At 42.4% G+C, this 24,546-nt stretch carries 25 protein-coding genes; 12 read left to right on the forward strand and 13 right to left on the reverse strand.

Annotated elements, in window-relative coordinates; translation table 11 throughout:
- The 3 genes from V7O62_RS06670 to V7O62_RS06680 are packed head-to-tail and all read right to left on the reverse strand — an operon-like array spanning position 1 to position 3,184.
- The gene (locus V7O62_RS06670) at positions 1 to 1,215 is read right to left on the reverse strand and encodes an ABC transporter permease (protein WP_406658224.1); all 1,215 of its coding nucleotides are present in this window, start codon (positions 1,213 to 1,215) and stop codon (positions 1 to 3) included.
- Positions 1,216 to 1,227: 12 nt separating this feature from the next.
- Positions 1,228 to 2,469, reverse strand: coding sequence for a COG1361 S-layer family protein (locus V7O62_RS06675; RefSeq protein ID WP_406658225.1), 1,242 nt, complete (start codon positions 2,467 to 2,469; stop codon positions 1,228 to 1,230).
- A 10-nt stretch (positions 2,470 to 2,479) separates the two neighbouring features.
- On the reverse strand, positions 2,480 to 3,184 hold the full coding sequence (locus tag V7O62_RS06680) for an ABC transporter ATP-binding protein (RefSeq protein WP_406658226.1): 705 nt from the start codon (positions 3,182 to 3,184) through the stop codon (positions 2,480 to 2,482).
- 222 nt (positions 3,185 to 3,406) lie between these two features.
- Here V7O62_RS06680 and V7O62_RS06685 point away from each other — a divergent pair, with 222 nt between their 5' ends.
- Genes V7O62_RS06685 through V7O62_RS06705 form a run of 5 tightly spaced genes read left to right on the forward strand, consistent with a single transcriptional unit; the run spans position 3,407 to position 7,579 of the window.
- Positions 3,407 to 4,030, forward strand: a complete 624-nt coding sequence (locus V7O62_RS06685) for a YIP1 family protein (protein ID WP_406658227.1) — start codon at positions 3,407 to 3,409, stop codon at positions 4,028 to 4,030.
- Complete coding sequence (locus tag V7O62_RS06690) at positions 4,027 to 5,241, forward strand: COG1361 S-layer family protein (protein ID WP_406658228.1); 1,215 nt, start codon at positions 4,027 to 4,029, stop codon at positions 5,239 to 5,241. Before V7O62_RS06685 ends, V7O62_RS06690 begins: the two co-directional genes overlap by 4 nt.
- A 16-nt stretch (positions 5,242 to 5,257) precedes the next feature.
- Positions 5,258 to 5,944 (forward strand): ABC transporter ATP-binding protein, encoded by a 687-nt coding sequence (locus V7O62_RS06695; RefSeq protein ID WP_406658229.1) that lies wholly within the window; start codon positions 5,258 to 5,260, stop codon positions 5,942 to 5,944.
- Entirely contained in the window at positions 5,931 to 7,094 is a 1,164-nt protein-coding gene (locus tag V7O62_RS06700) for an ABC transporter permease (RefSeq protein WP_406658230.1), read from the forward strand. Before V7O62_RS06695 ends, V7O62_RS06700 begins: the two co-directional genes overlap by 14 nt.
- A gap of 41 nt (positions 7,095 to 7,135) precedes the next feature.
- Positions 7,136 to 7,579: a GNAT family N-acetyltransferase gene (locus V7O62_RS06705; protein WP_406658231.1), complete on the forward strand. Its 444-nt coding sequence runs from the start codon at positions 7,136 to 7,138 to the stop codon at positions 7,577 to 7,579.
- A gap of 69 nt (positions 7,580 to 7,648) precedes the next feature.
- Here the strand turns inward: V7O62_RS06705 and V7O62_RS06710 are convergent, their stop codons facing one another.
- Positions 7,649 to 8,350: a DNA alkylation repair protein gene (locus V7O62_RS06710; RefSeq protein WP_406658232.1), complete on the reverse strand. Its 702-nt coding sequence runs from the start codon at positions 8,348 to 8,350 to the stop codon at positions 7,649 to 7,651.
- A gap of 137 nt (positions 8,351 to 8,487) precedes the next feature.
- Here V7O62_RS06710 and V7O62_RS06715 point away from each other — a divergent pair, with 137 nt between their 5' ends.
- The 4 genes from V7O62_RS06715 to V7O62_RS06730 all read left to right on the forward strand — a co-directional run bounded on the left by V7O62_RS06715 (position 8,488) and on the right by V7O62_RS06730 (position 13,309).
- Entirely contained in the window at positions 8,488 to 9,603 is a 1,116-nt protein-coding gene (locus V7O62_RS06715) for a hypothetical protein (protein ID WP_406658233.1), read from the forward strand.
- 9 nt (positions 9,604 to 9,612) lie between these two features.
- The gene (locus tag V7O62_RS06720) at positions 9,613 to 10,773 is read left to right on the forward strand and encodes an ABC transporter permease (protein WP_406658234.1); all 1,161 of its coding nucleotides are present in this window, start codon (positions 9,613 to 9,615) and stop codon (positions 10,771 to 10,773) included.
- A gap of 234 nt (positions 10,774 to 11,007) precedes the next feature.
- Complete coding sequence (locus V7O62_RS06725; protein WP_406658236.1) at positions 11,008 to 11,796, forward strand: hypothetical protein; 789 nt, start codon at positions 11,008 to 11,010, stop codon at positions 11,794 to 11,796.
- A complete protein-coding gene (locus V7O62_RS06730) occupies positions 11,786 to 13,309 on the forward strand; it encodes a hypothetical protein (protein WP_406658237.1) in 1,524 nt (507 codons plus the stop codon). The genes V7O62_RS06725 and V7O62_RS06730 overlap by 11 nt, the downstream gene beginning before the upstream one ends.
- 18 nt (positions 13,310 to 13,327) lie before the next feature.
- On the opposite strand, the gene V7O62_RS06735 is transcribed toward V7O62_RS06730, so the two are convergent.
- The 3 genes from V7O62_RS06735 to V7O62_RS06745 form a co-directional block, all read right to left on the reverse strand.
- Positions 13,328 to 13,747: an inorganic diphosphatase gene (locus tag V7O62_RS06735; protein ID WP_406658238.1), complete on the reverse strand. Its 420-nt coding sequence runs from the start codon at positions 13,745 to 13,747 to the stop codon at positions 13,328 to 13,330.
- 216 nt (positions 13,748 to 13,963) lie between these two features.
- A complete protein-coding gene (locus V7O62_RS06740) occupies positions 13,964 to 15,133 on the reverse strand; it encodes an ABC transporter permease (protein WP_406658239.1) in 1,170 nt (389 codons plus the stop codon).
- An 87-nt stretch (positions 15,134 to 15,220) separates the two neighbouring features.
- The gene (locus V7O62_RS06745; RefSeq protein WP_406658240.1) at positions 15,221 to 15,865 is read right to left on the reverse strand and encodes a LysE family translocator; all 645 of its coding nucleotides are present in this window, start codon (positions 15,863 to 15,865) and stop codon (positions 15,221 to 15,223) included.
- 241 nt (positions 15,866 to 16,106) lie between these two features.
- Here V7O62_RS06745 and larA point away from each other — a divergent pair, with 241 nt between their 5' ends.
- A complete protein-coding gene (gene larA, locus V7O62_RS06750) occupies positions 16,107 to 17,366 on the forward strand; it encodes a nickel-dependent lactate racemase (protein ID WP_406658241.1) in 1,260 nt (419 codons plus the stop codon).
- Between the two features lie 22 nt (positions 17,367 to 17,388).
- Here larA and eno read toward each other — a convergent pair whose 3' ends face one another.
- Positions 17,389 to 18,663: a phosphopyruvate hydratase gene (gene eno, locus V7O62_RS06755; protein WP_406658242.1), complete on the reverse strand. Its 1,275-nt coding sequence runs from the start codon at positions 18,661 to 18,663 to the stop codon at positions 17,389 to 17,391.
- A gap of 143 nt (positions 18,664 to 18,806) precedes the next feature.
- On the opposite strand from eno, the gene V7O62_RS06760 reads away from it, so the two are divergent.
- Complete coding sequence (locus V7O62_RS06760; protein ID WP_406658243.1) at positions 18,807 to 19,190, forward strand: transcriptional regulator; 384 nt, start codon at positions 18,807 to 18,809, stop codon at positions 19,188 to 19,190.
- A 4-nt stretch (positions 19,191 to 19,194) separates the two neighbouring features.
- Here the strand turns inward: V7O62_RS06760 and V7O62_RS06765 are convergent, their stop codons facing one another.
- Entirely contained in the window at positions 19,195 to 19,638 is a 444-nt protein-coding gene (locus V7O62_RS06765) for a PPC domain-containing DNA-binding protein (protein ID WP_406658244.1), read from the reverse strand.
- A gap of 10 nt (positions 19,639 to 19,648) precedes the next feature.
- Positions 19,649 to 20,344, reverse strand: coding sequence for an ABC transporter ATP-binding protein (locus V7O62_RS06770; RefSeq protein ID WP_406658245.1), 696 nt, complete (start codon positions 20,342 to 20,344; stop codon positions 19,649 to 19,651).
- A gap of 139 nt (positions 20,345 to 20,483) precedes the next feature.
- Here V7O62_RS06770 and V7O62_RS06775 point away from each other — a divergent pair, with 139 nt between their 5' ends.
- Complete coding sequence (locus V7O62_RS06775) at positions 20,484 to 21,077, forward strand: hypothetical protein (RefSeq protein WP_406658246.1); 594 nt, start codon at positions 20,484 to 20,486, stop codon at positions 21,075 to 21,077.
- A 39-nt stretch (positions 21,078 to 21,116) separates the two neighbouring features.
- Here V7O62_RS06775 and V7O62_RS06780 read toward each other — a convergent pair whose 3' ends face one another.
- The 3 genes from V7O62_RS06780 to nadC all read right to left on the reverse strand — a co-directional run bounded on the left by V7O62_RS06780 (position 21,117) and on the right by nadC (position 24,510).
- Entirely contained in the window at positions 21,117 to 22,223 is a 1,107-nt protein-coding gene (locus tag V7O62_RS06780; RefSeq protein ID WP_406658247.1) for a cell division protein FtsZ, read from the reverse strand.
- A 74-nt stretch (positions 22,224 to 22,297) separates the two neighbouring features.
- Positions 22,298 to 23,566: a hypothetical protein gene (locus V7O62_RS06785; RefSeq protein WP_406658248.1), complete on the reverse strand. Its 1,269-nt coding sequence runs from the start codon at positions 23,564 to 23,566 to the stop codon at positions 22,298 to 22,300.
- 119 nt (positions 23,567 to 23,685) lie between these two features.
- Positions 23,686 to 24,510 (reverse strand): carboxylating nicotinate-nucleotide diphosphorylase, encoded by an 825-nt coding sequence (gene nadC, locus V7O62_RS06790; protein WP_406658249.1) that lies wholly within the window; start codon positions 24,508 to 24,510, stop codon positions 23,686 to 23,688.
- Positions 24,511 to 24,546 lie beyond the last annotated feature (36 nt).

The following is a 24,546-nucleotide window of genomic DNA, read 5'->3' on the forward strand; positions in this document are numbered from 1 at the left end:
TTATTCCTTTCTCAATGCCTCAACAGGATCCATTTTAGCAGCCTTATTGGCCGGATAAACACCTGCAATCAAGCCAACGGAAATCGCTACAAAAAATCCCAGAACTATCAGTTCTACAGGAAATATATTGGGAAGATTCAGATAATTATTTACAATAAGTGCTGCTGCGATCCCCATTACAGTTCCAAGTATCCCGCCTATAAGACCAACTACCATCGACTCGATAATGAACAATGCCAGAATATCATTCTTAGTGTAACCCAGGGCCTTGAACAGGCCAATCTCCCGCGTCCTTTCCGCAACTGTCACCAGCATAATATTCATAATACCAATGGAGCCGACGATCAGTGAAATTAATGCAACCGATGTCAGCAAAGCCGTAAGCGCAGCTGAGAGTTGGTTAGTCTGTTCGAGAATCTCAATCTGGTCGAAGAGAACATAGGGTTTTGCATCAGGATTCTCAAGGTCCCTGTTCGGAACCCCCAGGCTGCGTGCAAGTCGCTTGTCAATCTCTTCCCCGGTTGGACCAACTGCTTCAAGACTTTCGGCTTTTATGAAAAAACCACCGTAGTAGTCTATCCCAAGAATCTCGTTCATTGTATCTATTGGAATGAATATACGGACCTCCGGTTCAACTCCGGTCTGGGCAAAGGTTGTGTTTGGATCCTGCACTATACCTTTAACAATAAACTTCTGGGTCACAACCCCGCCATCCTCGAGCCTGAAAGTTATCTCGATAGGATTTTTTAGGGATATTTTCTTGTCAAACTTTTCATAGGCTACTTCTGAGCCGAGCACTGCCACATACTGATCATTGTCATCAAGGAAACTTCCCGAATCCATTTTGAAATTGGCAACTTCGGCATAATCCGAATTAACCCCTTGGATATCAATCTGCCGTGAAGTTGAAAGATATGTCACCTGGGCCATTTGCTGGTTTATCGGAGACACACCGACAACACCCGGCGTATTACGTATAAGTTCAAGCTGGCTATCAAAGAATACATTGTCATTCTGGCTATATATGACAATAAAGTTGGAGCCAACTGCTCCTATTTCATCATTGAAGAACTGGTTGAAACTGGCTCCGAGAGACACATTAGCAATTACTGCAGCAACCCCTATGATTATACCAAGAGTCGTGAGACCTGACCTTAACTTAGAACTGCCAATGCTTCCAAGAGATATCCCGAAAGACTCCTTCAGACTTAACATTAAGCCAGCACCTTACTCATTCTCTTTCCTGCGACGGTACATCATATATCCTCCGACTGCTAATGCTATCACAACTATAACACCAATTGCGATTCCCAGCCAGCTATTATCCCTGACCACAGTATTTTCTATTTCATGAACATCCACCAGGCCGGAGTGATCATTAAGCCCGTTCCTGTATTCAGCGTTCACCAGCATTTCTGCCGAGTAGTCTGTATTCTCATCTGTTGCATTTACAATAAACTCAATTGTAAAAAGCTCATCAGGGTCCATCGCACCTATGAAATAATCATCAGGTGAAAAATCAAATCCTTCAGCCTCAAGACTTACGCTTACTGACGAAAGCATATTGGGATGGATATTCGCAACATCAAATTCAATAGTTCCCATACCATTGTTGATTATAAGTGGCGAGGAAGGTATAACCCTCACAGAAGACGAATCCACTGTAAAAGGAATCCGCCAGTTGTTATCAAATTCATGTGAACTTCCAATGACAAAGAGTTCCAGATAATAGGTCCCATCTACTACATCATCATCTACTACAATGCTGTAAGTCAGGTTCATGGACTCACCAGGGCCTATAATTCCTTCACCCTGATAGGTATTGGTCGTAACTTCTATACCTTCCGGACCTTCAAGAGAAGCAGCCTGTACCCGTGCATTGGTATCAAATTCTTCCTCATCAACAATTACCGTATTTGTTGTTGCGATGTTTGCCAGGGTAAAACTCACAGTTCCACGATCTCCGGGCATAAAAACCTCAGGCTCAAAAACAGGATCGCCCTGAAGCTGCACATTGCCCTTACTATCAAAAGTGGTCGAGCCTACCCGTATTTCAAATTCCTGCTTATACCATGTATCTTCCGTATCTTCCTGGTACCATACCTCAATGGTTTCTATCCCTTCTTTTGCATCTTCATCAACAAAAAGGCGATACTCTTCAACAGCAGAATCATCCGGCTTTAGTATACCTATATCTTTGACAGCATTTTCCGGAGAATCCAGGGAAAAAGGATACTCAGGGACCATTCTGACCTTAACATCTTCAGCCTTTGCAAAACCAAGATTCTCGATCTTCACCCACACAGTCACATATTCCCCGATCTCGGCAGGTGTCGGCTCATAACGTAATATTGTTGCCTCGAGATCAGCCCCTTCAGCGGCAGCGGCTGGCATACTCAAGGAAATGAAAACAAACACAAAACAAATAATATATTCCCACATCTTTCCGGGATTTGATGAATTCAGCATGTTTCCTCCTTCATGTTGCACCGATCATTCCGTCTTTGATGTACACCACCCGGTCCGCATACTCTGTCAAATCGGGATCGTGAGTGATCATGATTATCGTTCTCCCTTTTTTATGGAGATCGGTGAAAATATTCATAATCTCAATACCGGTTTTTGAATCCAGGTTACCAGTTGGTTCATCGGCGAGGATCAGGGATGGATCATTTATAAGAGCCCTTGCAATTGCAACCCTCTGCTGCTGTCCTCCCGAGAGTTCTGTGGGCTTATAGTTGATACGATCCTGCAGCCCTACCAGCTCAATTAGTTCCTTTGCCCTTTTCCTGCCGTTGATACCTTCTTTTTTGTTAGCATAGGTCGGAAGCTCTACATTCTGAAGAGTACTTAGCCTGGGAACCAGATTAAAGGTCTGGAAAACAAAACCAATCTCAAAACCACGCAACCTTGCAAGTTCGACCTCTGAAAGCTTGTTGATTTCTTTCCCCATAATGATAACCTGCCCGCAGTTGGGCTTGTCAAGGCAACCTATCATGTTCATAAGGGTGCTTTTACCTGAGCCTGAAGGACCCATGATTGCAACGAATTCACCTTTTTTCACGGAAAGGTCTATACTTTTCAGTATAGGGACTTCCATATCACCTACCTGATAACTCTTGCACAAATCGACAAGTTCGATTACAGGCTCACCTCTTCCGAAACTATCGATTAATTCACCCATGACTATCCCCTGACCAAAGGATGGAAACTAAAACCCCGTTTTGAATTTGCAACCTTCCAATAAAGAGAGTTGTTTGAAGTTATAAATAGTTTATTTGGTTTCAAGCCTAAAAAAATGTAGGCTGAAGCAAAAGTATAAATACATTGATGGAGAAAGGTTCGTCTATAAATCGTCGAGTCTGAATATGAACAAATTATACCTGAAAAACCGGAAGTGTAAAACATGCTGGAAGTCCTGACAAACCCCAATGGCTTTTTCAAAAGAAAGAGCAATGAAGATGTTGAATTTAAGACACCGCTGATAATAATAGCCATTTTAGCCATTGTAGGAGCAATTAGTGCTTTTATAATAACACAGAGCATTATGGGAACACTGCCTGAAGAGGCTGCTGGCTTTGCAGCAATTGGTGCAGCCTTTGGAGCAATCGCTGCTTTTGTCATGACATTTATAATGTGGATCGTCTTCAGTGGAATTTTCTACCTTATATCCATGATATTCCACGGAGAAGGAGACTTCAAAAGAGTGCTTGAATTTGTTTCCTACGGATACATACCCTCAATACTGAATTCTCTGATCAGTACGTACTTTACGAGCAATCTTTACTCAAATATTGACTGGGCGACCCAGGACCCTCAGGCTCTTCAGGAAACCCTGTTATCCGATCCTTCACTTCAGATCGCAGGCATCATAGGAATACTGTTTACCTTATGGAGCGCAAACATCTGGTTATTTGCAATGGTACATTCCAGAAACCTGTCGGTAAGAGATGGAGCAATTACAGTGGGAATACCTATCCTGATATATATCATCTATACATTATACCAACTAAGAATATTTGGTGCATGAATTTGAAAACGATTTTAAAAACAATCATAGCAGCCTGTGTGATCCTGGCTGCATGTTCCTCTTTTGCCCTTGCAGATACTGATATAAGGCCAGCATTAACACTAAGCTATTCAACGGAGCCTGAAGTGCTGATGCCCGGAGATACCGGAACTCTAACAATAACAATGCAAAAGAATGCATATATTGCCAATGCAGCAATTGAGGGGAATGAGGTTATTGAAATACTTGGAGAAAGCTATACGGATGTAGGCCTTGTGGGACCGGGAGATGCTCTTGAGCTTACGTTCAACATTAAAGCCAAAGATGATGCACCTAATGGAGTTCATTTCCTTGATCTTGAACTTGCCGGTGGGAGTACTACGTATGACTTCAACTCCAGGATACCCATAAAGATCGATGACAGGGACCTCAAGCTTATTATATCCAATCTCCCATCGACCCTGATGAACGAAGTATCTTCCGTAAGCGTGGAAGTAGTGAACAGACGACCAAATGAAGTAACAAATGTCATTGTAAGCCCGGAAGGGGAGGGCATGGTATTCAGTCCTTCCGAAGTCTTTATCGGTGCTATTCCGGCGGGAAACAAGTCAACAGCGACCTTTACCCTGAACACAATGTACTCCGGTGAACAGGCAAGCGATGTATCCTTTGCCGTATCCTACTTTAACGGTGATAATTTCCATAATGGAGAAAAAATAACAAAAGAAGTTGACATCACGGGTCAGCATTCTCTTATTTTCACATCCATAGAGACGGAGAAGAGTGGAAACAGATATACAGTATCAGGAGATCTCAACAATTTCGGGACTACCGATGCAAAGAATGTTATCGTATCGATTCCAAAGTCAGATGCCGTAGTACCCGTTCAGCCATATGCGAAATATTTTATAGGGACTCTTGAAGCTGATGATTTCAGCAGTTTTGAACTTTCAGCACAGGTGTTGTCCGATAATGCTTCAAGTATTCCGGTATTGATAGAATTCAGGGACCCGAATAATGCTTATATTTCCATTGAAGAGGATATCGAGATTGATGGCCAGATATCTTTTGCAGGAGACAGTGACAAGGAAAGTTCAAGTCCTGTTGCCATCTGGGTTGTTGCCGGAATTGTTGCTATTGCAGTCATTGCGCTGATAGGATATTCCTGGAAGAAGCGCAGGGATGAGGAAAAAACCGATCAAGAAGAAAACTCAGAATTCCCCGAAGAATGAATGTATCGGTGCTTACATGCCAAAACCCATTGTAGAACTCAGGGATGTAACAAAGATCTACACCCTTGGAGATAATAAGATATACGCCCTGAATAAGGTTAACATATCCATTGAAAAAGGGGACTTTGTTACGATAATGGGCTCCTCGGGCTCAGGTAAGAGTACACTTCTCAATATGGTAGGATGCCTTGACCTTCCCACAAAAGGGAAAGTAATGATCAACGACACAGATATATCCAAGCTTGATGATGATGGGCTGACATCAATAAGAAGGAACAATATCGGTTTTATTTTTCAGCAATTCAACCTGATCCAGACCCTGACTGCCCTTGAAAACGTTGAGATGCCCATGATCTTTAATGGTAGCTCACCTGCAAAACGCAGGAAAAAGGCACTGGAGCTTTTTGGGAAAGCACAGCTTCCGGCAGAGTATGACCAACACAAGCCCAACGAGTTGTCAGGGGGTCAGCAGCAGAGGGTTGCAATTGCAAGGGCTCTTGCAAATGACCCGCCCATACTGCTTGCCGATGAACCCACAGGAAATCTTGATTCAAAAACTGGTCACAGTGTAATGGAACTACTGCAGGAGCTCAATCTGGCAGGCACAACTGTTATTGTGGTCACGCACGACCCCAAGCTGGAAGAGTTTTCAAATACCACCATAAGACTGCAGGATGGGGTGATATGCGATGAAAATTGCTGATCCTCTGAAAGATAATATGTATGCCGAGCTTGCCAAAAGAAATCTCAAAAGGCAATCTGTCCGGACAATATTGGCAGCCATAGGCATAATCATAGGTGTTATCGCGATATCCTCCATGGGCATACTGGGCAATACCATGAAACTGTCAGTTACCGATTCTTTTGCAGACATCGGTGACAAACTTATGGTGTATCCTGCTCCCGGCGAGGAATCCATAAGCGAGAAACAGATAGACCAGATCAGAAAGGTAGCTGGCATTGACGAGATAATTCCTCTCAGATCTCATGGAGAGCTGATAGAGTATAAAAATAAGAAGAGTTTCGGATCGGTCTACGACATAGAAGAAAGTGGTCTTGCAAACCTTGCCGAACTGGAGGAAGGACGATTCTTCAAATCAGGATCTACTGACTGTGTTGTAGGTTCAAGCACAGCCGAGAACCTGGAGGTTACTATAGGTAGCAAAATAGTAGTAGATGACTCCAAACTGAGGGTAGTAGGTATATTGAAAGAGAGAGGACTTGGATTTGATATCGATACGGACAGCGGTATATTCACTTCCTCGGCGATGTATGATAAACTCTACCCGGATGAAGATGAAGGATACAATTCTGCAATAATAACAGTCGATGATATCGATGAGCTGGACAGAATCCAGGAAGACATTGAAGACAGGATAAATAAGAAAGATGAACTTATCATGATCTTTGCCACCAATATGATAACAGAAAGTATTGATGGTGTTTTTGATGCAATCTCCCTCTTTCTCATGGGAATCGGCTCAATATCCCTGCTGGTGGCAGGCGTAAGTATCCTCAACGTGATGCTCATGTCAACCATGGAGCGTACCAAAGAGATAGGAGTCATGAAAGCAGTGGGTGCATCCAGGAAAGACATACTCAAGATGTTCCTTCTGGAAGCACTGTTTTTGGGAGTTGCTGCAAGCCTTATCGGTGGTTTGTTGACGCTGGGAGGCAGCTATATGATCATCTCTTACATAATGGATGACGCCGCCTACCTATTGAAGTTTTCAAATATAGTCTACATTCTGCAAGGAATATTTTTCGGAATAGGAACAAGCCTGCTTGGCGGCATGTATCCTGCTTGGAAGGCCTCCCGGATGAGACCACTGGATGCACTCCGATATGAGTAAAATACATTTGCCAATTAATCTTAATCTATTATGGGAGAAATATGGCAAAAGAAGACATGCCCAAGAATATAAGCTTGAAGCATGATTGCTCAAACGTGGATTGGGACTGCGTATCTTCAATCCTGAAAAGTGTTCATATGACGCATTTTGAAGGAGATGTTCATAAAAAAGCATTTGAAAACAGTTCCTCGGTCGTGTTTGTATATGACGATGACAAACTCATTGGCTTTGGTCGTGCCATTTCAGATTGTGCATACGAGGCAGCCATCTATGATGTGGCTGTAGTACGGGAATACCAGGGCAAAGGGTTGGGTAAAATGATTCTTAATAATATTCTGGAAAGCATTCCACAATGTAATGTCATATTGTATGCCTCTCCGGGTAAAGAAGGATTCTATGAAAAGATGAACTTTAAAAAATTGAAAACCGGAATGGCACGATTTAAGGACGCGGATAAAATGCAGACTAAAGGTTTTACTGAATGAGAGAAGTCGAAGAGCTCCTGTAAGATTTACATGTAAGATACAGGAGAATAACAACGATCCAAAAACAAGTTACTTTTTTGATAACAACTTCTTCCGGACCTTTTCCCCGGTAAGCTCCCTGATAGCATCTCTTGCTATCCATCTGGCAGGTGTACAGTCGACCAAAAGAATCTCGTCTGCTGTCTCAAGGGCCCGTGAATGCAGGTAAAGGTTCCTTTTTCCTATTTGCCGTAGTGCCCAGTTAATGGCTTTCTTTACATAATTTCTTGAATCGCAGGACTCACGGACAATCAAAGGGAAGAACTGTTCAAAGGCAGAATTATCTGCCTTCTTGTCACTTACTGCCAGACGAGCCATAAGCACAAAGCCTGATCTTTTAACGAATTCTTCTTCCCTTGAGCTCCATTCCGCAGCCTTAGTATACGCAAAGGGAGTTTTCTCAAAGAGGTTCATGCAGCATTGGTCACATATTTCCCAGTAATCAAAATCCGTCACCCATTCTTCAATTTGTACTTCTGTGACCATTTCGGGCCGATCTGTCATGCTGGCAAGAATGCGAGTTTCCCGGGAATCGTTTTCCCATAACTTAAGAGCCAGTTCGTGGTCCTTTCCGGTTTCTTTTGCAAGCCTGCGAAGTTCAGGTATGGAAACACCGAATGCTTTTCCAGGAGTAATACCAAACCTGGCCATTCCCTCAATTGCATTGGAATCTGAAAGGGATTCAAGTCTTTCGAGAATCTTATGGTACTTGGTGCCTGTAGTGTCGTCCATTCGCATTCTCCATTTTTCCATGAAGGATAACTTATGCTCGATTTAAATTAAAATTTATGATAAGTATACACAATAAAAATGCATTGCTATAAATACTATCACTGAATAAATTTGATTTAAACTCCGGGAGCCTTAAAATGCTTAAAATGAGATTCAATTTCGTTTTTCTTAGCTGCTTCTTACTTATGCTTGCTTTCACCGGCAACTCGCTGGCAGCAGAATGTCCTGAAAATACCGGAGTAGGTGTTACTGATTTCTACTCAGACATTGAAAGCGGGGATCTGACCGTATTTTCTGAAACTGAAGTTGAAGACATGGATCTTGAGCTGCAACTGGAACACGAAGGTGAGATGCTGGATGAACAAACTCTTGGGATTAAGAGGGTGGCTCCGGGCTCAAATGCTATCAAGGTATTCGAATGGGAGACAGATAACAAGGATGACGGAAAATATAATGTAAACATCCGTATATCGAAAGACGACTGCCTGCTGTATACCAATAATTACACATTTGTAAATGGAAGGCAGGTAATTCCCAGGATAAAAATCGATGACTTTATAGCCAATTCAGAAGGGTTCAGCATGATGGTAACCCCGGTACAACCTGTGATAGTGGATGCTACCTACATGCTTGTGGACGGCTCCGACGTAATCTATACAGACAAGCAGGAAAGAATCGCCCTGGACACATTACCACTGGAATTGAGTGACAGGTGGAATACTTTGCTGATAAATGGCAAAGAATACAAAGGCCGTGTAAAAGTCGAAATGTACACACCCTCTGAAACCACGGCAGCCATGCAGGAATTCACGGCAAAAGATGATGTTTTTATAAGCGACACCTACAAGGATGCAATAGGCGCGAGTGCAACAATTGAAGGCAGATCCCAGGTACCCTTCAAGGGTGCGGTTAGATTTACGGTCATGGAAAATGATGATATGGGAACTGTTGTTGAAAGAATGACCATCAATTCCCCGATACTTCTCAGTGGTGATGACGAGACCGTGGAAGCGATCTGGGGAGAAAGGCTTGATGAAGGCATATACAAATTACTGATCGAAGTGATTGGCAACGATGGAGACACACTTGATGTTACGGAGACCATTATTGAAGCCGAAGCTCCCGTGAATGTAACTAATGCCACCAATGAAACATCGGATTCTACCAATGAAACTCCCGGCTTCCAAGGTATTTACTTAATTATCACTCTTGTTGCAGCCATTTTCATCATCCGGCTGAATAGCAAGCGGTAGGTATACCAGATGCGTTACGAACTGTTCATCGCGATCCGCCATATTGAAGCGAGAAAACGCCAGACAATACTCTCTATCGCAGCTATAGGGATAGCTGTTATGATATTGATGGTCTCACAGGCATTCATGGCAGGTTTTACCCAGGAACTTTTTGATAAGACAGTAGCCAATCTCCCCCATGTGGTTGTTTCACCCCAGGAAGGTGATGATTATATCCACCTCTACCAAAATCTGGTTGTAAGGATTAACAGCATCGAAGGAGTTGTAGCATCGTCTCCCTATCTTATAGGAGAAGCGTCCTTCAGTAATCGGGACAATACGAAAAACGCAGCACTCAAAGGTGTTATTCCTTCAGAGGAAGAAGCGGTCGCCAATGTTGAAGAAGACGTGATTATGGGTAACTTTGAGGAACTGGCATTTTCCAGGGATACAATAATGATAGGAGACGACCTGGCAGATGACCTGGAACTTGAGCTTGGCGATGATGTGGAGGTATCATTCCCAAATGCGAATACACTTTCTCTTGAAGTGGTCGCAATTTTTGACACCGGCACGCCAGCAGATGAAAGCCTGACTTACACGTCTCTTGAGACAGCCCAGCGATTCTTTGATACGGACAATGTTATCAATGGAATAGACCTGAGGCTGGAGGATTTCAATAATGACAGGGAAGTAGCTTCAATAATACAGGATGAGGGTTACAAGGCCAGCGGCTGGACCGAAAACAACCCGGAAATATTGAGAACCATAGCCATTGAAAGCACATCCAATAACATCACGCTGGGATTCATCCTGGTCATAGCATCATTCGGAGTGGTGAGTACACTCAATATGGTCGTAATGGGAAAGATCAGAGAAATAGGTATCCTCATGGCGATGGGAGCTAAAAAGTCAAGCATTGGACTGATTTTTTTGATGGAAAGCGGCATACTGGGACTTGCAGGTGCACTTCTCGGCACACTTTCCGGAACTCTTCTTGCACTTGCAATAGGTAGTTACCCGGTACCTGCAGGCTCATTCGGAGAAATTACTTCAATACCTGTATTGATAAGGCCCCTTGATGTACTTTTTATAATAGTCGGCGTTTTCCTTTTGAACCTTATCGCAGGGATATATCCTGCAAGACGTGCTGCGAGCTTTGATCCGGTAACGGCGATATCTGCTAAGTGAAAGAGAAGTTGTCCTTTTCCCAGGAATCCCTGATTTTATAAATTTTCTTTTCTTCAAGCAAGCAGGAAATTTTCATAATCAATAAATTGAAACCAAACAATTTTCAATGAAAACTTAAATAAACACATAATGTCGTTTTACACTATTAAACTTTGATTATTACAACGACCATGCAATAAATTCCAGTTGCTTCGGGAAAGAAGATGGGACTTAAAACATTTTGATGGTGAGAACATGTCGAAAAATGTAATCCGGATTCTTGTTGTCGCTTTACTTATTTGCTGTGTATTGTTCATTTCATTGGCAAATGCAAACCGAACAAATGATTCGAACAAATACACGTTCGATAATTACGGCAGAGAAGTTTACACCCCTGAGCCGATGGAGTTTGGAGCAAATCTCATCAATGGTACTACACCGGAAAATGCATCTACCTATAACGAAACTGAAAGGAAACACGTATTACTCCAGTTCTATGCAAATCCTAATGAGGAACAACGGGAATTATTAAAAGAGTATGGAGTTCAGCGCGTAGGTGTTGCTGCAGACTATACTTATATTGTTTCAATACCCGCAAATCTAACTCCCGCTGATCTGCCAGACGAAAGCGGACTTCGCTGGATGGGCGAGATACCTGTTGAGAACAAGTATGATCGAAATTATGGCTTGCACGTGCCGGAATGGGCAAAGATAGAAGACGGACAGGCGGAATTGTGGATTGCTTTTTATGACGATGTAACATACGAAGAAGCGCAGGCTATTGCAAATAAATATTCAACGTCGCTTCCCAAGTTTAAAATGTACCCCTATTCATTTAACTGTATAATTAAAACAAATGAAAGCAATATTCCTATTATTGCAACTGAAGACCTTGTAAAAGGTATGTCCTTCCCGGAGGGAGAATTTGTTGATGAAAATTCAGTAAGTAGCAAAACAACTTCTGGTTTTCAGTTCATTTTTAGTCTTCTGAGTTTATCAATTACTATTTTATTCCTGAGAAGGAGGAACCTTAATGATAAATAAAAAAATTGCCTTGATTATTTGCTTTTTTTTGTTAATGTCTTCTCAGCAAGTTTTTTGTAAAGAAGAAAATGCACCGGATTCATGGACTCTCGACATCACTGCTCCCAATTCCATCCAAGACCTGACTATCGGTATTGACCCCTCTGCTTCCGAAGGGCTAGACCCTGTAGATTGCGGGAGTCTCCCGCCTTACCCGTTCGATAAAACATTTTTGTTACTGGATGGGTGTTTTTCAAAAAATATAAAACAGAGTGACAACGGTGCAAGTTGGGACTTTAAAGTAAGGGTTCCAGATGGCCAGACAACGGAACTCAACTGGGACCCAAATGCCATAGAAGGCATTACCATAAGGATAATTGATGGCTCTTCTGAAATATCTCCCGGACAGTCTATTAGTAGTGGTCTTCACCATATGGCAATCTATGCGTGTTATGGCGATGCTTTGGATCTGCATCCTGTGATCAATATAGACCGTCCTGCCAGCATATTGCACAATTTTACGCTATCTGGAAATGTGTTGGATGATAATCTTGCTACTTTATCCTATGAGGTAAATGAGGAGTCTTTTGCTCTTCCATATGTGCAGGATGGTTATTTGTATACTTTTAACCAGTCGATGATTCTTGCCGATGGTGACTATGTGGTGGAAGTCAAAGCAAGTGATTCTAAATCTTCCAGCAAGTCAGTCAATTTCACCATAGATAATACAGCTCCTGATCTGAATGTTACTGTCCTTCCATATGGCCAGAAAGTGAAGGTCTCCATTTATGCGAACGATGCAAACAAGCTCTCCATGATGAAATGCAAGATCAAAAGAGGTACAGATCATGTCGATGGTAGTACATGGTTCATCAGGACTTCAAAATCATTCGATGAATCATTCAAATTCCGCGATTTGGATGCAGGTACGTACACGGTCAATGTTTCTATGGAAGATTGTGTAGGTAATATAGCTACTTTCTCTGAAGATTTTGAAATAATTGATTCGTATCCACCGGATATCACGCAGATTACCATTATCCTCCCCGAGGATAGCACCGCTGACAGCACTTTCTTTCGGATCAATGTTATGACAGATGAGAAAGTGACTTTGGTCTACAGCTTGAACGGCTACAACGAAACCGATGTGGTGGAGTTGGAGCAGCACGCAGTCGATGGAGGGAATACTCTTGTTGTCTATGCTACAGACCTGGGTGGGAATACCGTATCAGAGGAAATTACGTTTGATTATGTTAATGGAATAGTAAGGGAAGATACTATCCAACGTGTTGATTACTATGGTGATGAGCCTGATAGTGATATTGAATTCGTAGATTATGATATTCGTTTCGTAGATTGTGACATCGTCATTGAAGAACATGCTGATGACTCAATGCCTGCTGACGAACAGGAAACGAATGTTCTGAATACAGAAAATGGTTCGGATACAAGAGTGAAAAAGTCGCCTTCATTTTCATCGACTATGACTATTTTGTTCTTCCTCTTATGTGTTATTGTATACAGAAGGAAGTGATTACAGAATGTATAGTTCTCAGCCGTGAGCAGAACCCATTTCTGGAAAATCAATTCCCTCAAATCGGCACCTCGACATTTTTCCCTTTAGAGCCAGATACAAGAAGAACTTGAACATTGCATACAGCCGGAAATAAAAGGAAAACATTCCTATCGGGAATGCACCGTCGACATGGATTATGTGCTTGTCGTCCCGCATACCATCATCCACAAACCTTACGACGCCGTCAAAATGTGATCTTTCGAGCACAGTGCCCTGATGCATGCGTGGACCTATGACCACAACGTCCTCTTCCATACCATCCTCACTTAAACTTCCATCAACAAAACCGTAATTAAAAAGAGTGGGTATGGGGGAGAAAAACTCTGTTTTGAATTGTGATCCCTCCTTCCGATATTTCAGGAAGCTGTACTTAGGAGTCTCGATCACAATTTTCATGTAAGCATATTAGCAAAACTTGTACTAAAAGATAACATAGGAGGTGCGAACGGGAAAGAAGGGTTGAATGCACAGGTTGGTGACATTGGTTTGTTGGAGAGGTACTAGAAAAACCCGTTCGCAATTATACAAATGACTTTATTCGATATAAATCTTTCGTCTTCATACGAACAATTTTTTTTCATAAAGAGAAGCCAGTTTAAGCACAAGAAAAAGTCACTCACTTTCAATCGCTTCAACAGGATCAAGTCTTGAAGCACGCCTTGCAGGATAGACGGCTGCAACGATATTAATCAGGAATGAGAAGATGATTGCATAGACGAAATTGAGCGGGTCGGCCTTTACAGGGAGAGTGGTCAGTCCGAAATACACCTCGCTGGGCAGTTCAATCTCGTATGATGAAAGCAGAATAATACCCACATAACCGAGAACACAACCAACTAAAACACCCATAGTCCCCATTATCAGCGATTCCAGCAGGAAGATTCTGGTTATATGCTTTTTCGAAGCACCCATCGCCATTAGCATTCCAATTTCCATTTTCTTGTCCATTACCACGGTGATAAGAGTATTGGCAACCCCAAAACCAGCTATCGCATAGATAAGCCCGTAGAACAGCCATACGATCACCTGCTGAGTATTAAGCAGTTCGAGTATCTCACTGTTAGCCTCGATCCAGCTTACCGCATCAAGACCAGTCTCCGATTCTATAGAACTTGCAATTGTATCAGCCTGGAACGGGTCCTGCACACGCACATTTATGTTGCTTGCCACTCCGGGCTCACCAAAAAATTCCTGGACCGTATCAAACCTTGCATAGGCAGTAGTTTCATCGGCAGGCGTACCACTATCGAATATACCCACTATCCTGAAAGATCGCTGCTCTTCTGTGGGAATAACTGCGTCTACGTTGTCCCCTACCACAACATCAAGATCTTCTGCAAGCCTGTCACCAATCACTATACCGTTATTCGATCTTGACAGTTCAAACAGGTCCCCGGCAATAATATCATCCTCAATATTGACAACAGCATTTTCAGCTTCAGGTTCAATTCCAAAGAGATTTACCCCTTCTGCATTATCTTTAAACTGCAATGCAGCCTGACCCGAAAAAACAGGAGATACTGCCACGACACCTTCCTGGTTTCGGATCAATTCAGAGAAATAATTGTAGAAATGAATGTACTCCTGATCATCTTCCATAGGACCTATAACGATATGAGGTGAATTTTCTACCGTCGTATCGACCAATTCCTCCGTGAACCCAGACATCATGGACATCAGGACAACAATGACCCCTATGGCCAGAGCTACAGCAAAAACAGCAAAGAATGTGAGTCTTTTGCGTGCACTTATGTGCCTGAGGGCAATCTGCAGTTCATACATCGGTTTGTCTCAGGATTTGTTATTGGTAGTTGGTATGTCTACTTATAATATGTTTTGTATGTGCAAGGGATAGCAGAAAAAGTAGAATCATAACCTGCTAGAAAAAGCAAGCTCCAGCCCTATAACAGAGAATATACCAGCCTTTGCACGGTTGACATGTTTGCCAATTCCCGGCCTTTCCATCACCTTTACTCCGATGTATCCTGCAAACGCGGAGACAATGAAGAACACAACCAGTGCCTGTACGAGGAACACGATGCCCAGAAGAATCATCTGTGAAGCGACGCTTCCTGTTTCCGGATTTACGAATTGAGGCAGGAACGCAAGGAAGAAAAGAGAAACTTTGGGATTCAGCAGATTCATGAAGATGCCACGCTTGTACAAAAGTGAAAAGTCATTTTCTCCGGCAACATCCGAAGAGAACAATTGTTCACCATCCTTCAATGCCTTGAAGGCAAGGTATAGCAAGTATATGGCTCCTGCATATTTCAGAATGCTGAAAGCCAGGGCTGAATTATAGAGAATGGCAGATACACCCAGTGCTGCAGCTGTAGTGTGGAACAGTAGTCCTGTACACAAGCCTGATGCCGTTGCAATGCCGGCTATTTTACCCCGGGATATACTTTGGGTAAGTACGAAAATGATATCCGGTCCCGGCAGTAAGGTGAGGGCAACGGATGCAGTAATGAAATATACCAGTTGTAAAGGTTCCAGCAAATATTCACCTTGCATTGAGAATAGAGCCATTGCAGATAAAATTAATGATATGCCTAATTTCATTTCATATTGCATCCTTAAGCTTATTCAGGATGTATAAGACAAAAATCATATAAATGAACCTTTCATTTATGAAAATGACCGTTTATAGAATGTAACTAAGATCAAATGCAGGCTTAAGCTTAGTATTAAGGATGTCAGGTGACTTCCGAAAAGCCGGAATGATCATAACATAACTATTCTTCCCTTATCAGGAGTGATTTTTATCGAAGTTAAGATACCTTACGGAAAAGAATACATCAACCTGGACGTTGAAATAACTCATGAAGTCATCGCACCGAATGAAGTTAAAACAGAACCTGAAAAAGAGATAATCTCAAAAGCACTGGAAAAACCTGTGGGAATGGAATCCCTGAAAGACTTTGTACTTGGCAGCGACAAACTGCTCATACTTGTCAATGACGCGACAAGGCCGACACCTACTGCAAAAGTACTTCTGGAAATGAGAGAAATCCTCAGGGACCACAATGATGTCAGGTTCCTGGTGGCCACGGGCGCACACAGGGGACCGACAGAAGATGAATTCATGTATATTTTCGGGGAAATGTACGAGGAATTCAAGGACAAAATATTCGTCCATGATGCTCGCAGGGACGAGGACATGGAATATCTTGGAATCTCCAGCAATGGAACGGAGATGTATATCAACAAGATGGTAAACGAAAGTAAAAATATCATTGCCATCAGTAGTGTGGAGCCTCACTATTTCGCAGGTTATACCGGAGGAAGAAAATCTTTCCTTCCCGGGGTTGCTGCGTATAAGACCATAGAGATGAACCACAAGCATGCACTGTCAGATGCTGCAAAGCCACTGGCCATCAAAGATAATCCTGTTGCCGAAGATATGGATGATGCTATGGAAGTGCTGAAGGATTTGCACATTTTCTCTATTCAGACAGTCCTGACAGCAGACCACGGACTGTATGCAATGGTCGCAGGTGACCTATTCAGGACTTTTGATATTGCAGTTGAGAAAGCTAACGAAGTGTTTGGTGCCAAGTGCAAAAGAAAGGGAAATATTGTACTGACAGCAGCGCCATATCCTATGGACATTGACCTTTACCAGTCCCAGAAGGCACTTGAAAACGGGAAGCTGGCACTGGAAGAAGGAGGAATAATTATCCTGGTATCCAAATGCAGGGAAGGTGTGGGTGACGATGCATTCCTCGACCTGCTCTGTTCCTCAAATACCTGCAAAGATGTAATGAGCAGGATAGAAGAAGGCTACAAGCTTGGATATCACAAAGCTGCTAAAATGGCACAGATAGGTATCTATGCCGAAATGTGGGCAGTTTCGGACCTTGATGAAGATACTCTCAGAAGAGCAAAGCTTGAACCCTACAAAAACATACAGGAAACCTTTGACAGGGCCGTTGAGGAAATAAAAAGCCAGGGAAAAGAACCCTATGCAGTAATTCTGCCACAGGGTAGCCTGACAGTCCCTCTTCTGGAATAAAATAAAAAGATAAAAAAAGAAATTAGAGCTGCATGTAACGTGCAACTTCCCCAAGATCTTCTTCGATCCTGAGGAGTTGGTTGTACTTTGCAGTTCTTTCACCTCTTGCAGGTGCTCCGGTCTTGATAAGATCAGCAGCAATGGCTACGGATATGTCGGCGATGGTAGAATCTTCCGTTTCTGCCGAGCGGTGGCTTACAACCACACTGTAGCTATTACGCATTGCCATTTGAGCTGCATCAAGAGCTTCGGAAATAGAACCAATCTGATTGACCTTAAGAAGAAGGGCATTGCCTGAACACATTTCTATACCCTTTGCAAGGCGTGTAACATTGGTCACGAACAGATCATCACCTACGATGATAGTTTCCCATGCCTCAGCCGTGAGGGCTGCAAAGTCCTCGAAAGATTCCTCATGGAACGGATCTTCAATGAGGATTATAGGATATGTCTCTATAAGATCCAGGTAGTAATCAATAAGTTCAGCAGGCTGAAGCATTTTTCCATCTATGGAATAGTTCTGGCCGTCAAAGAACTCTGATGCTGCAGCATCAAGACCCAAAGATATCTCAGACTCACTATATCCTGCTTCTTCTATTGCGGTAATAAGAGAATCAAGGGCATCATGGGTCATTTCAATTGGAGGAGCATATCCGCCTTCATAACCCACATTCGTGGCTGATGCACCGTACTTGGATTCCAGGACCTTGCCAAGGGCATGGTAGGTTTCAGTACCTATGCGCAGGGCTTCGGAAAAAGAATCAGCACCTTTTGGCTGTATCATGAATTCCTGAATGGACAACGCATTACCTGCGTGCTTACCACCATTGAGCACATTCATCGTTGGAACAGGGAGTGTGTAAGAATTAACACTGCCAAGGTACCTGTAAAGAGGCAGATTCAGGGAATCAGCTGCCGCTTTTGCAACAGCCATCGAAACTCCGAGTATTGCATTGGCACCAAGCTCCATCTTGTTTTCAGTCCCATCAAGAGCAATCATCAGCCCATCGATCTCACGCTGGTTTCTGACATCCATGCCCAGCAGTTCACTCTCAATGGTTGTGGTTACATTGTCGACTGCGTCGAGTACACCTTTTCCGCCGTAGCGGTCTTCCTTGTCGCGCAACTCAAGAGCTTCATTACTCCCGGTTGAAGCACCGGAAGGAACACTTGCCCTGCCAAAACCACTCGGTGTATAAACATCCACTTCTACCGTCGGATTGCCTCTTGAGTCCAAGATTTCCCTTGCACGAATCTTTTGAATTTTATATTTAGAATCTTCGCTGATATACGCCATCCTGATCCACCTTTTTAATTTATACACCTACTTTGCAATTACCGTATATATTGTTACCGTTCCTACCCGAGCATAGTATTGAGTAAAATATGCCATTTATATTCACACAAATTATATAAACTTAAAAGTATTATAGTAGTTAAATGAAAACTCCGGAACTTAATATTTTAGACGGCAAAGGATACGAAATCGTGGAATTACTACAGGGACTGAACGTACCCCGAACAGAATCCATATGCATAGCCTGTCTGGTCTGCGGAGAAGAATTAACGTCACAGGATATAGAAAAAACATCGGGTCTCAGGCAACCTGAGGTTAGCATTGCGATGCGTCCACTCAGAGACAGGAAGTGGATAGAGGAACGCAATGAGAAAAAGAACAGTGATAAAGGCAGGCCTTTAAAATATTACAAGCTTATAGTTCCTTTTGACCACATCGTTGAGATTTTCGAGGATGAAGTTCTCAAGAAGAACAGGGAAATAGAGGAAGCACTGGAACAACTGAAAGAGTTAAGTTCCAGCAATTAAGAACTTAGATACTTCCGAAACTTATTGGCGCAAAGCCCTTTTTTTCATCAAACATCCTGCTGGCAGAAATCCCAGTTATTTCCAGGATGAAAACCTCAACAACCATGAATATCTCACTTTTACCTCGCAGACAACCTACTACCGAAGCCATGCCCCTGCCTGCTGCGGAATGAAGGTGAATTTTTGGTTCATCCTTCTCGAAAAAGATATTGCCAACACCTATGACCTCGTGCACATCATTCAAATTTACCCACTGGGTCTCAGGGGGAACTTTATTTTCCTTCGGACCGACTACCAGATTGGCCTCCCTTACAGCTCCAAGCAGCACGAACATTGCAGACCTTATACCTTCTTTCTTTGCGAGATTTTCCAGTTCGTAAAGCAGGTCATCTCCGTGGTCTATCCTCACTGTAAAGACTCTTCCTATCGATCCTTTTGAGTATTCCATTAATTCACCATCATTCAAAATAATTGTCTTCGAATATCTTGCCGTCCACAAGTCTGATTATGCGATCTGTTTTTCTGGCCATTTTTTCATCATGTGTAACAAGTATGAAAGTCTGGCCCTTATCGCGGTTGAGTTTCCTTAGCAGCTCATATATCATGTCACTCGACTTTGTATCAAGATTGCCTGTTGGCTCATCACCGATGACAATACTTGGATTGTTTGCAAGAGCCCTGGCAACGGCAACCCTCTGGGCCTGACCTCCTGACAACTGGGCAGGCCGGTGGTTCATCCTATCACCAAGTCCCACATCATTAAGAAGACTTGCTGCTATCGTCTTTGCCTCATTCTTGCTTTTTCCACCTATCAAGAGAGGCATCATTACATTTTCTAGTGCTGAAAAGTCAGGCAACAGATGGTGATATTGGAAAATAAAACCCAAAATCTCATTGCGAGCCTGCGAACGGTCCTTTTCCGACATTTCCGTAATAACACGACCATCTATTGTGATCTTACCCGTTGTAGGTGTGTCAAGAATGCCGATAATATGCAAAAGAGTACTTTTACCGGAGCCGGAAGGCCCTATAATCGACAAGAATTCACCTCTCTTAATATTAAGCTCAATACCATCCAGTGCACGCACTTCTACACCGTCTGAATAGACTTTAGAGAGGTCCTTGATCTCAATGATGGTTGATTCATCGTTCATGATAAACACAGATTTCAGTAAGATTAGATTTGAATTTACACTATTTCAATGTATGTTATTTTTTTGGGTATGATACGTTTACAGAAATTTCCGGAAACTAAAAGCAAAAAATAAGTAATTTACCCTTAGATACTTTCACATGCAAACCTTCACGGATGCAAGACCTTTCGTTCAAGATGATTCTTTTGAAATTGAACGCCATAAGGCATTACCACAGCTAAGGGAAGAACTAAAAAAAGGCTCAATAGATCCGCCAATCATAGGATTGCTGGAAGAGTTCATAAAAATCCCTCATTGCTTCACTCTCCAGAGTTGTTATGGACATTTTGTTCACGACAAAGAATCAGATTTCCATAATGTCGAACAACTCAGTAATTTTCCTGACAAAACCAAAGAAGTTAACTATCGTATTGCATACATGGCTCTATGTATTCGGAATGATGATGCCGGAAAACAATTATTCCAGGACATTCAGGATCTTACGAAAATAGATCTCACTTACATCCAGTTTGGGAGTGCCAATTGGTTCTGGGAAAGGCAGGTAAACTCATACACCATACAGATAGAACCGGAAAGAAGTAAAAACACAGATAGTGTCCGGATTAGCTTTGATGAAGCAATTTATATCGAAAATTTGAAAAATGAAGTCTTTACTGCCTTATTCGGGATAGCTCTCAAGCACCAGATCCTGACAGGCCATTCCAATAGCCCGTCAGTAAAAAACAGTTTATAAAAGCATTATAGGAATCCACATCTAAAAAGAATAGATGGATCAATAAGAAGGATCCATGCCATCTATCTGTGAAAATGCACGGTCAACTTCCTTGTCGTTGTTTACACGTTCCTTTTTCTGTTTCTCATAGTTTATAGCATCCACTGCTATGGAATACAGGTTCTCAAGCTCCGATGCAGATTCAAGTGTCAGCACAGTGAGCACCTGGGGAAGTTCCTCATTTCTCACGATAATACCCTTGAAAACATGACCTACGGAACTGGATAACTTTTCAACCTCGGATGAGATATCGTCAATGCTCAGGTATTTTCTGTCACCTTTAATGATGACCATAGATCTGCTTGCTTCCTCATAAACGTCCGTTGAGAACAGCAGGCCGGAAGGAGAAAGTGATTGTCTTATAGCACTCCGGATAGGCATATCGGAATCCGCTTCAAAGAAGCCTATTGTTGCAAGTCCTGCACCACCACTCATGACAGTCTTGAAATCACCAAGATCGGTGACCATCATCATTTCACTGTCAAGAGCATCCAGCAGGAAAAGAAGACGCTTTGCAATCATGTCATTAATACCATTATAGGCGGATTCGACATTTCCTCCCATCTGTTTAAGGAATTGGTTATCGGCAAGGATAATACCGTCCGCACCACTTTCGCGTATGTCCCTGAGACAGAAAGCGGCATTCTGGAGATAAAGAGTTCCTTCTTCCCTGAAAGGCAGAACTACCAGGGAATAAACAGGGAAATCGAACCTCTGTTTTAACTCTTTCACAAGCATAGGGGTGAAGGATGAGCCGGTTCCACCTGATGCAGAAGTAAGAATGAAGGCAATATCAAAATTCCCTCTTTCCTCAATCTGCTTCATGATGTGAGCTTTGTTATCCTCAAAAACATGTTTTCCCACATTCCTGTTGGCACCTACACCATGCAGGTGCGGGATATGGATCCTATCCTTCGCCTTTGTAAATTTCATTTCTTTAAGGTCGTTAATAGCAGTGTTTATAGCAATGGTCTGAACATTGCTTTTGTATTTTTGTTGGGAATAGAACTTGGCAAACCGGCTTTGTTTTCCAAAAGCATCCCTGTTGATAGCATCAAGTATACGGTTTCCACACTGCCCGTTTCCGATGATAAGTACGTTGAGCAACTAAGTCCTCCTTATCTAAATTAAATATGATGAATATTATACAATATAAAATTAATCTTTTATTAATGGACCTGTCAGAACTTATATTGTTTGTGCCTATGATAGATCCAACCCGCTATGGCTCCGATTATAATCAAAGGAATCAGGTAAACATAGATAGGCTGCTCGAAAAGATGATCGTACTCTCCCTTTGTAACGTAGATAGTATTTGTCACAAGCGAGGAACTGACTTCCTGCATTTCCGAATCTATTCCATTATTGAATAGATAAGAACTTTCTGCAGAGAGCGTGTATGTCCCCTCTTCAGAGGCTTTTAGATTGAAAAGGATTTCTTTTTCCTGTTGAACCCCAAAGGATTCCAGGTATAATGTAGGGATGCCTGAAATAACTTCTATTTTCGGATCACCATTAAGGTATTCGAAACCATCCGGAACGACAATCCCTACCGTGACTGCACTCGCGGGAGTATTTCCGTTGTTCTTGAGTCTTATAATTCCCTGAAGATCCTTGTTCCTGTCAATAGTATACCTGTCGACTTCCATTGTGACATCAAGGTCTGCGCTCTTTGTCACAGATGAACCGCTGACTATGACTGTGGGTCTGTTTGAAGATGCCTCGGGGAAAGATTCTCCTACCGAATTTGTAAAAACGGCACTCACGGGATTTAATGAAAATGTTCCTGCTTCCGTAGACTTCAAATCATAAACATATATCTTCTTTTCTTTATCGTCAACGGAAACATCAGTCTTACCAGGTGAACCAAGAATGTCATCAACTAAAATGAATTTTTCCTGGTTGGGGTCTGAAAAAATGGCATCAATAGCATCACCATCACCCGTATTTTCAACGGTAACAGTTACACGAACAACATCCCCGACATTAATGTTACTCTTATCAACAGACTTTTTTATTAACAATACCGGAGTGCGGGATAATTCTGCTTCACTGTGACCTCCGTCAACAACACCTAGTGTCTTGCTGTTAATGAAATCATCATCTGTGACAGTGATGGCTAATTTTGCCTGGGGTATGACTCCTGAGTGTACAGATACTAGAGTAACCTCTACATCCTCATCTTCTATTTCAAACTTGTAGGAACTATCAACTGATATCAATTTATCGTATTTGGGGTCTTTAGCACTTCCCTCATATATCTGAATGATAGCAGAATCCTGACTGGTGAATACTTCGGCTACGTCAATAACATAATCGTTTATCTGGTAACCGTCGCCTTCTGCGATTGTATTATTGTACAATACTTTACCGGAGGCACCACCTGCAGATATCAATATTAAAAACAGAATCAGTGATGCTAATGTAAGTGTTTTTTTAGAACGAAGCATATTCCCTCAGGCTAATAGAACATTTGTGACCGTAATTTGCATTGTGAGATAAATATGTGGAGTTTAATATAAACCTTATGATTATGCCCTCATTTAATACTTCTCATATTATCCCAGTTTCAGGACAAGAATTCAAGACTTATATCTACCCAGCGAGCCTGATGTATGAGTGAACCCATGGATATTACATGAACACCTGTCTTGGCATATTCATCCAGATTCCCGAGGTTTATGCCTCCTGAAACCTCTATAATAACATGTTCCGGCACAGATGCCTTTCTCAGAGTTGTCATTGTATCTATTATAGCACTTGGTTCCATGTTATCAAGCATAATAATATCCGCCCCAAGTCTGGCAGCAAGCAGCGCATCCCCGGAAGATTCCACTTCCACTTCTATCTTCTGGGTAAAACTTGCCATTTTCCTTGCGGATTCAATTGCAGATTCAATACCCATCATCTTAACATGATTGTCTTTTATCATAACAGAATCTGACAGGTTAAAGCGGTGAGGGTCACCACCTCCTGCAATAACAGCCTTTTTTTCATGCTCACGCAGTCCGGGAGTTGTCTTCCTTGTGCATGCAACCTTCGTATCTGAAAAATTTCTGACAATGTCCACACATCTGCGGGTAAGAGTTGCAATGCCGCACAGATGACCCAGGAAATTTAGTACTATACGCTCTGCCCGGAGTATTGATACGGAACTGCCATGGAGAGAAAAGATAACATCGCCCTTTTTGATAGTGTTTCCTTCCATGTATTCGGTTTCAGCATTTATTCCAAGATAATCAAAAAAGGACTTTGCAACATCAAGCCCTGCAAGAGTACAATCCTCCTTCGTGAAAATGACAGCATGCGCTTCCATGTCCGGAACCAGGGTACATGAGACATCATTGTATCCAAGGTCCTCCCGTAGATAATGTTCAATTTCAGACGTCAGCATCCTTTCACCGCGCAATAATTACCCTCAAGAGATTTA

It is taken from the genome of Methanolobus sp. ZRKC2, assembly GCF_045291185.1.
Taxonomy (GTDB): Archaea; Halobacteriota; Methanosarcinia; order Methanosarcinales; family Methanosarcinaceae; genus Methanolobus.

Excerpts from the sequence above, each read along its gene's own strand:
- V7O62_RS06670 (WP_406658224.1), bottom strand. The coding sequence starts at position 1,215 with ATGTTAAGTCTGAAGGAGTCTTTCGGGATATCTCTTGGAAGCATTGGC.
- V7O62_RS06675 (WP_406658225.1), bottom strand. The coding sequence starts at position 2,469 with ATGCTGAATTCATCAAATCCCGGAAAGATGTGGGAATATATTATTTGT.
- V7O62_RS06680 (WP_406658226.1), bottom strand. The coding sequence starts at position 3,184 with ATGGGTGAATTAATCGATAGTTTCGGAAGAGGTGAGCCTGTAATCGAA.
- V7O62_RS06685 (WP_406658227.1), top strand. The coding sequence starts at position 3,407 with ATGCTGGAAGTCCTGACAAACCCCAATGGCTTTTTCAAAAGAAAGAGC.
- V7O62_RS06690 (WP_406658228.1), top strand. The coding sequence starts at position 4,027 with ATGAATTTGAAAACGATTTTAAAAACAATCATAGCAGCCTGTGTGATC.
- V7O62_RS06695 (WP_406658229.1), top strand. The coding sequence starts at position 5,258 with ATGCCAAAACCCATTGTAGAACTCAGGGATGTAACAAAGATCTACACC.
- V7O62_RS06700 (WP_406658230.1), top strand. The coding sequence starts at position 5,931 with ATGAAAATTGCTGATCCTCTGAAAGATAATATGTATGCCGAGCTTGCC.
- V7O62_RS06705 (WP_406658231.1), top strand. The coding sequence starts at position 7,136 with ATGGCAAAAGAAGACATGCCCAAGAATATAAGCTTGAAGCATGATTGC.
- V7O62_RS06710 (WP_406658232.1), bottom strand. The coding sequence starts at position 8,350 with ATGGACGACACTACAGGCACCAAGTACCATAAGATTCTCGAAAGACTT.
- V7O62_RS06715 (WP_406658233.1), top strand. The coding sequence starts at position 8,488 with ATGCTTAAAATGAGATTCAATTTCGTTTTTCTTAGCTGCTTCTTACTT.
- V7O62_RS06720 (WP_406658234.1), top strand. The coding sequence starts at position 9,613 with ATGCGTTACGAACTGTTCATCGCGATCCGCCATATTGAAGCGAGAAAA.
- V7O62_RS06725 (WP_406658236.1), top strand. The coding sequence starts at position 11,008 with ATGTCGAAAAATGTAATCCGGATTCTTGTTGTCGCTTTACTTATTTGC.
- V7O62_RS06730 (WP_406658237.1), top strand. The coding sequence starts at position 11,786 with ATGATAAATAAAAAAATTGCCTTGATTATTTGCTTTTTTTTGTTAATG.
- V7O62_RS06735 (WP_406658238.1), bottom strand. The coding sequence starts at position 13,747 with ATGAAAATTGTGATCGAGACTCCTAAGTACAGCTTCCTGAAATATCGG.
- V7O62_RS06740 (WP_406658239.1), bottom strand. The coding sequence starts at position 15,133 with ATGTATGAACTGCAGATTGCCCTCAGGCACATAAGTGCACGCAAAAGA.
- V7O62_RS06745 (WP_406658240.1), bottom strand. The coding sequence starts at position 15,865 with ATGCAAGGTGAATATTTGCTGGAACCTTTACAACTGGTATATTTCATT.
- eno (WP_406658242.1), bottom strand. The coding sequence starts at position 18,663 with ATGGCGTATATCAGCGAAGATTCTAAATATAAAATTCAAAAGATTCGT.
- V7O62_RS06760 (WP_406658243.1), top strand. The coding sequence starts at position 18,807 with ATGAAAACTCCGGAACTTAATATTTTAGACGGCAAAGGATACGAAATC.
- V7O62_RS06765 (WP_406658244.1), bottom strand. The coding sequence starts at position 19,638 with ATGGAATACTCAAAAGGATCGATAGGAAGAGTCTTTACAGTGAGGATA.
- V7O62_RS06770 (WP_406658245.1), bottom strand. The coding sequence starts at position 20,344 with ATGAACGATGAATCAACCATCATTGAGATCAAGGACCTCTCTAAAGTC.
- V7O62_RS06775 (WP_406658246.1), top strand. The coding sequence starts at position 20,484 with ATGCAAACCTTCACGGATGCAAGACCTTTCGTTCAAGATGATTCTTTT.
- V7O62_RS06785 (WP_406658248.1), bottom strand. The coding sequence starts at position 23,566 with ATGCTTCGTTCTAAAAAAACACTTACATTAGCATCACTGATTCTGTTT.
- nadC (WP_406658249.1), bottom strand. The coding sequence starts at position 24,510 with ATGCTGACGTCTGAAATTGAACATTATCTACGGGAGGACCTTGGATAC.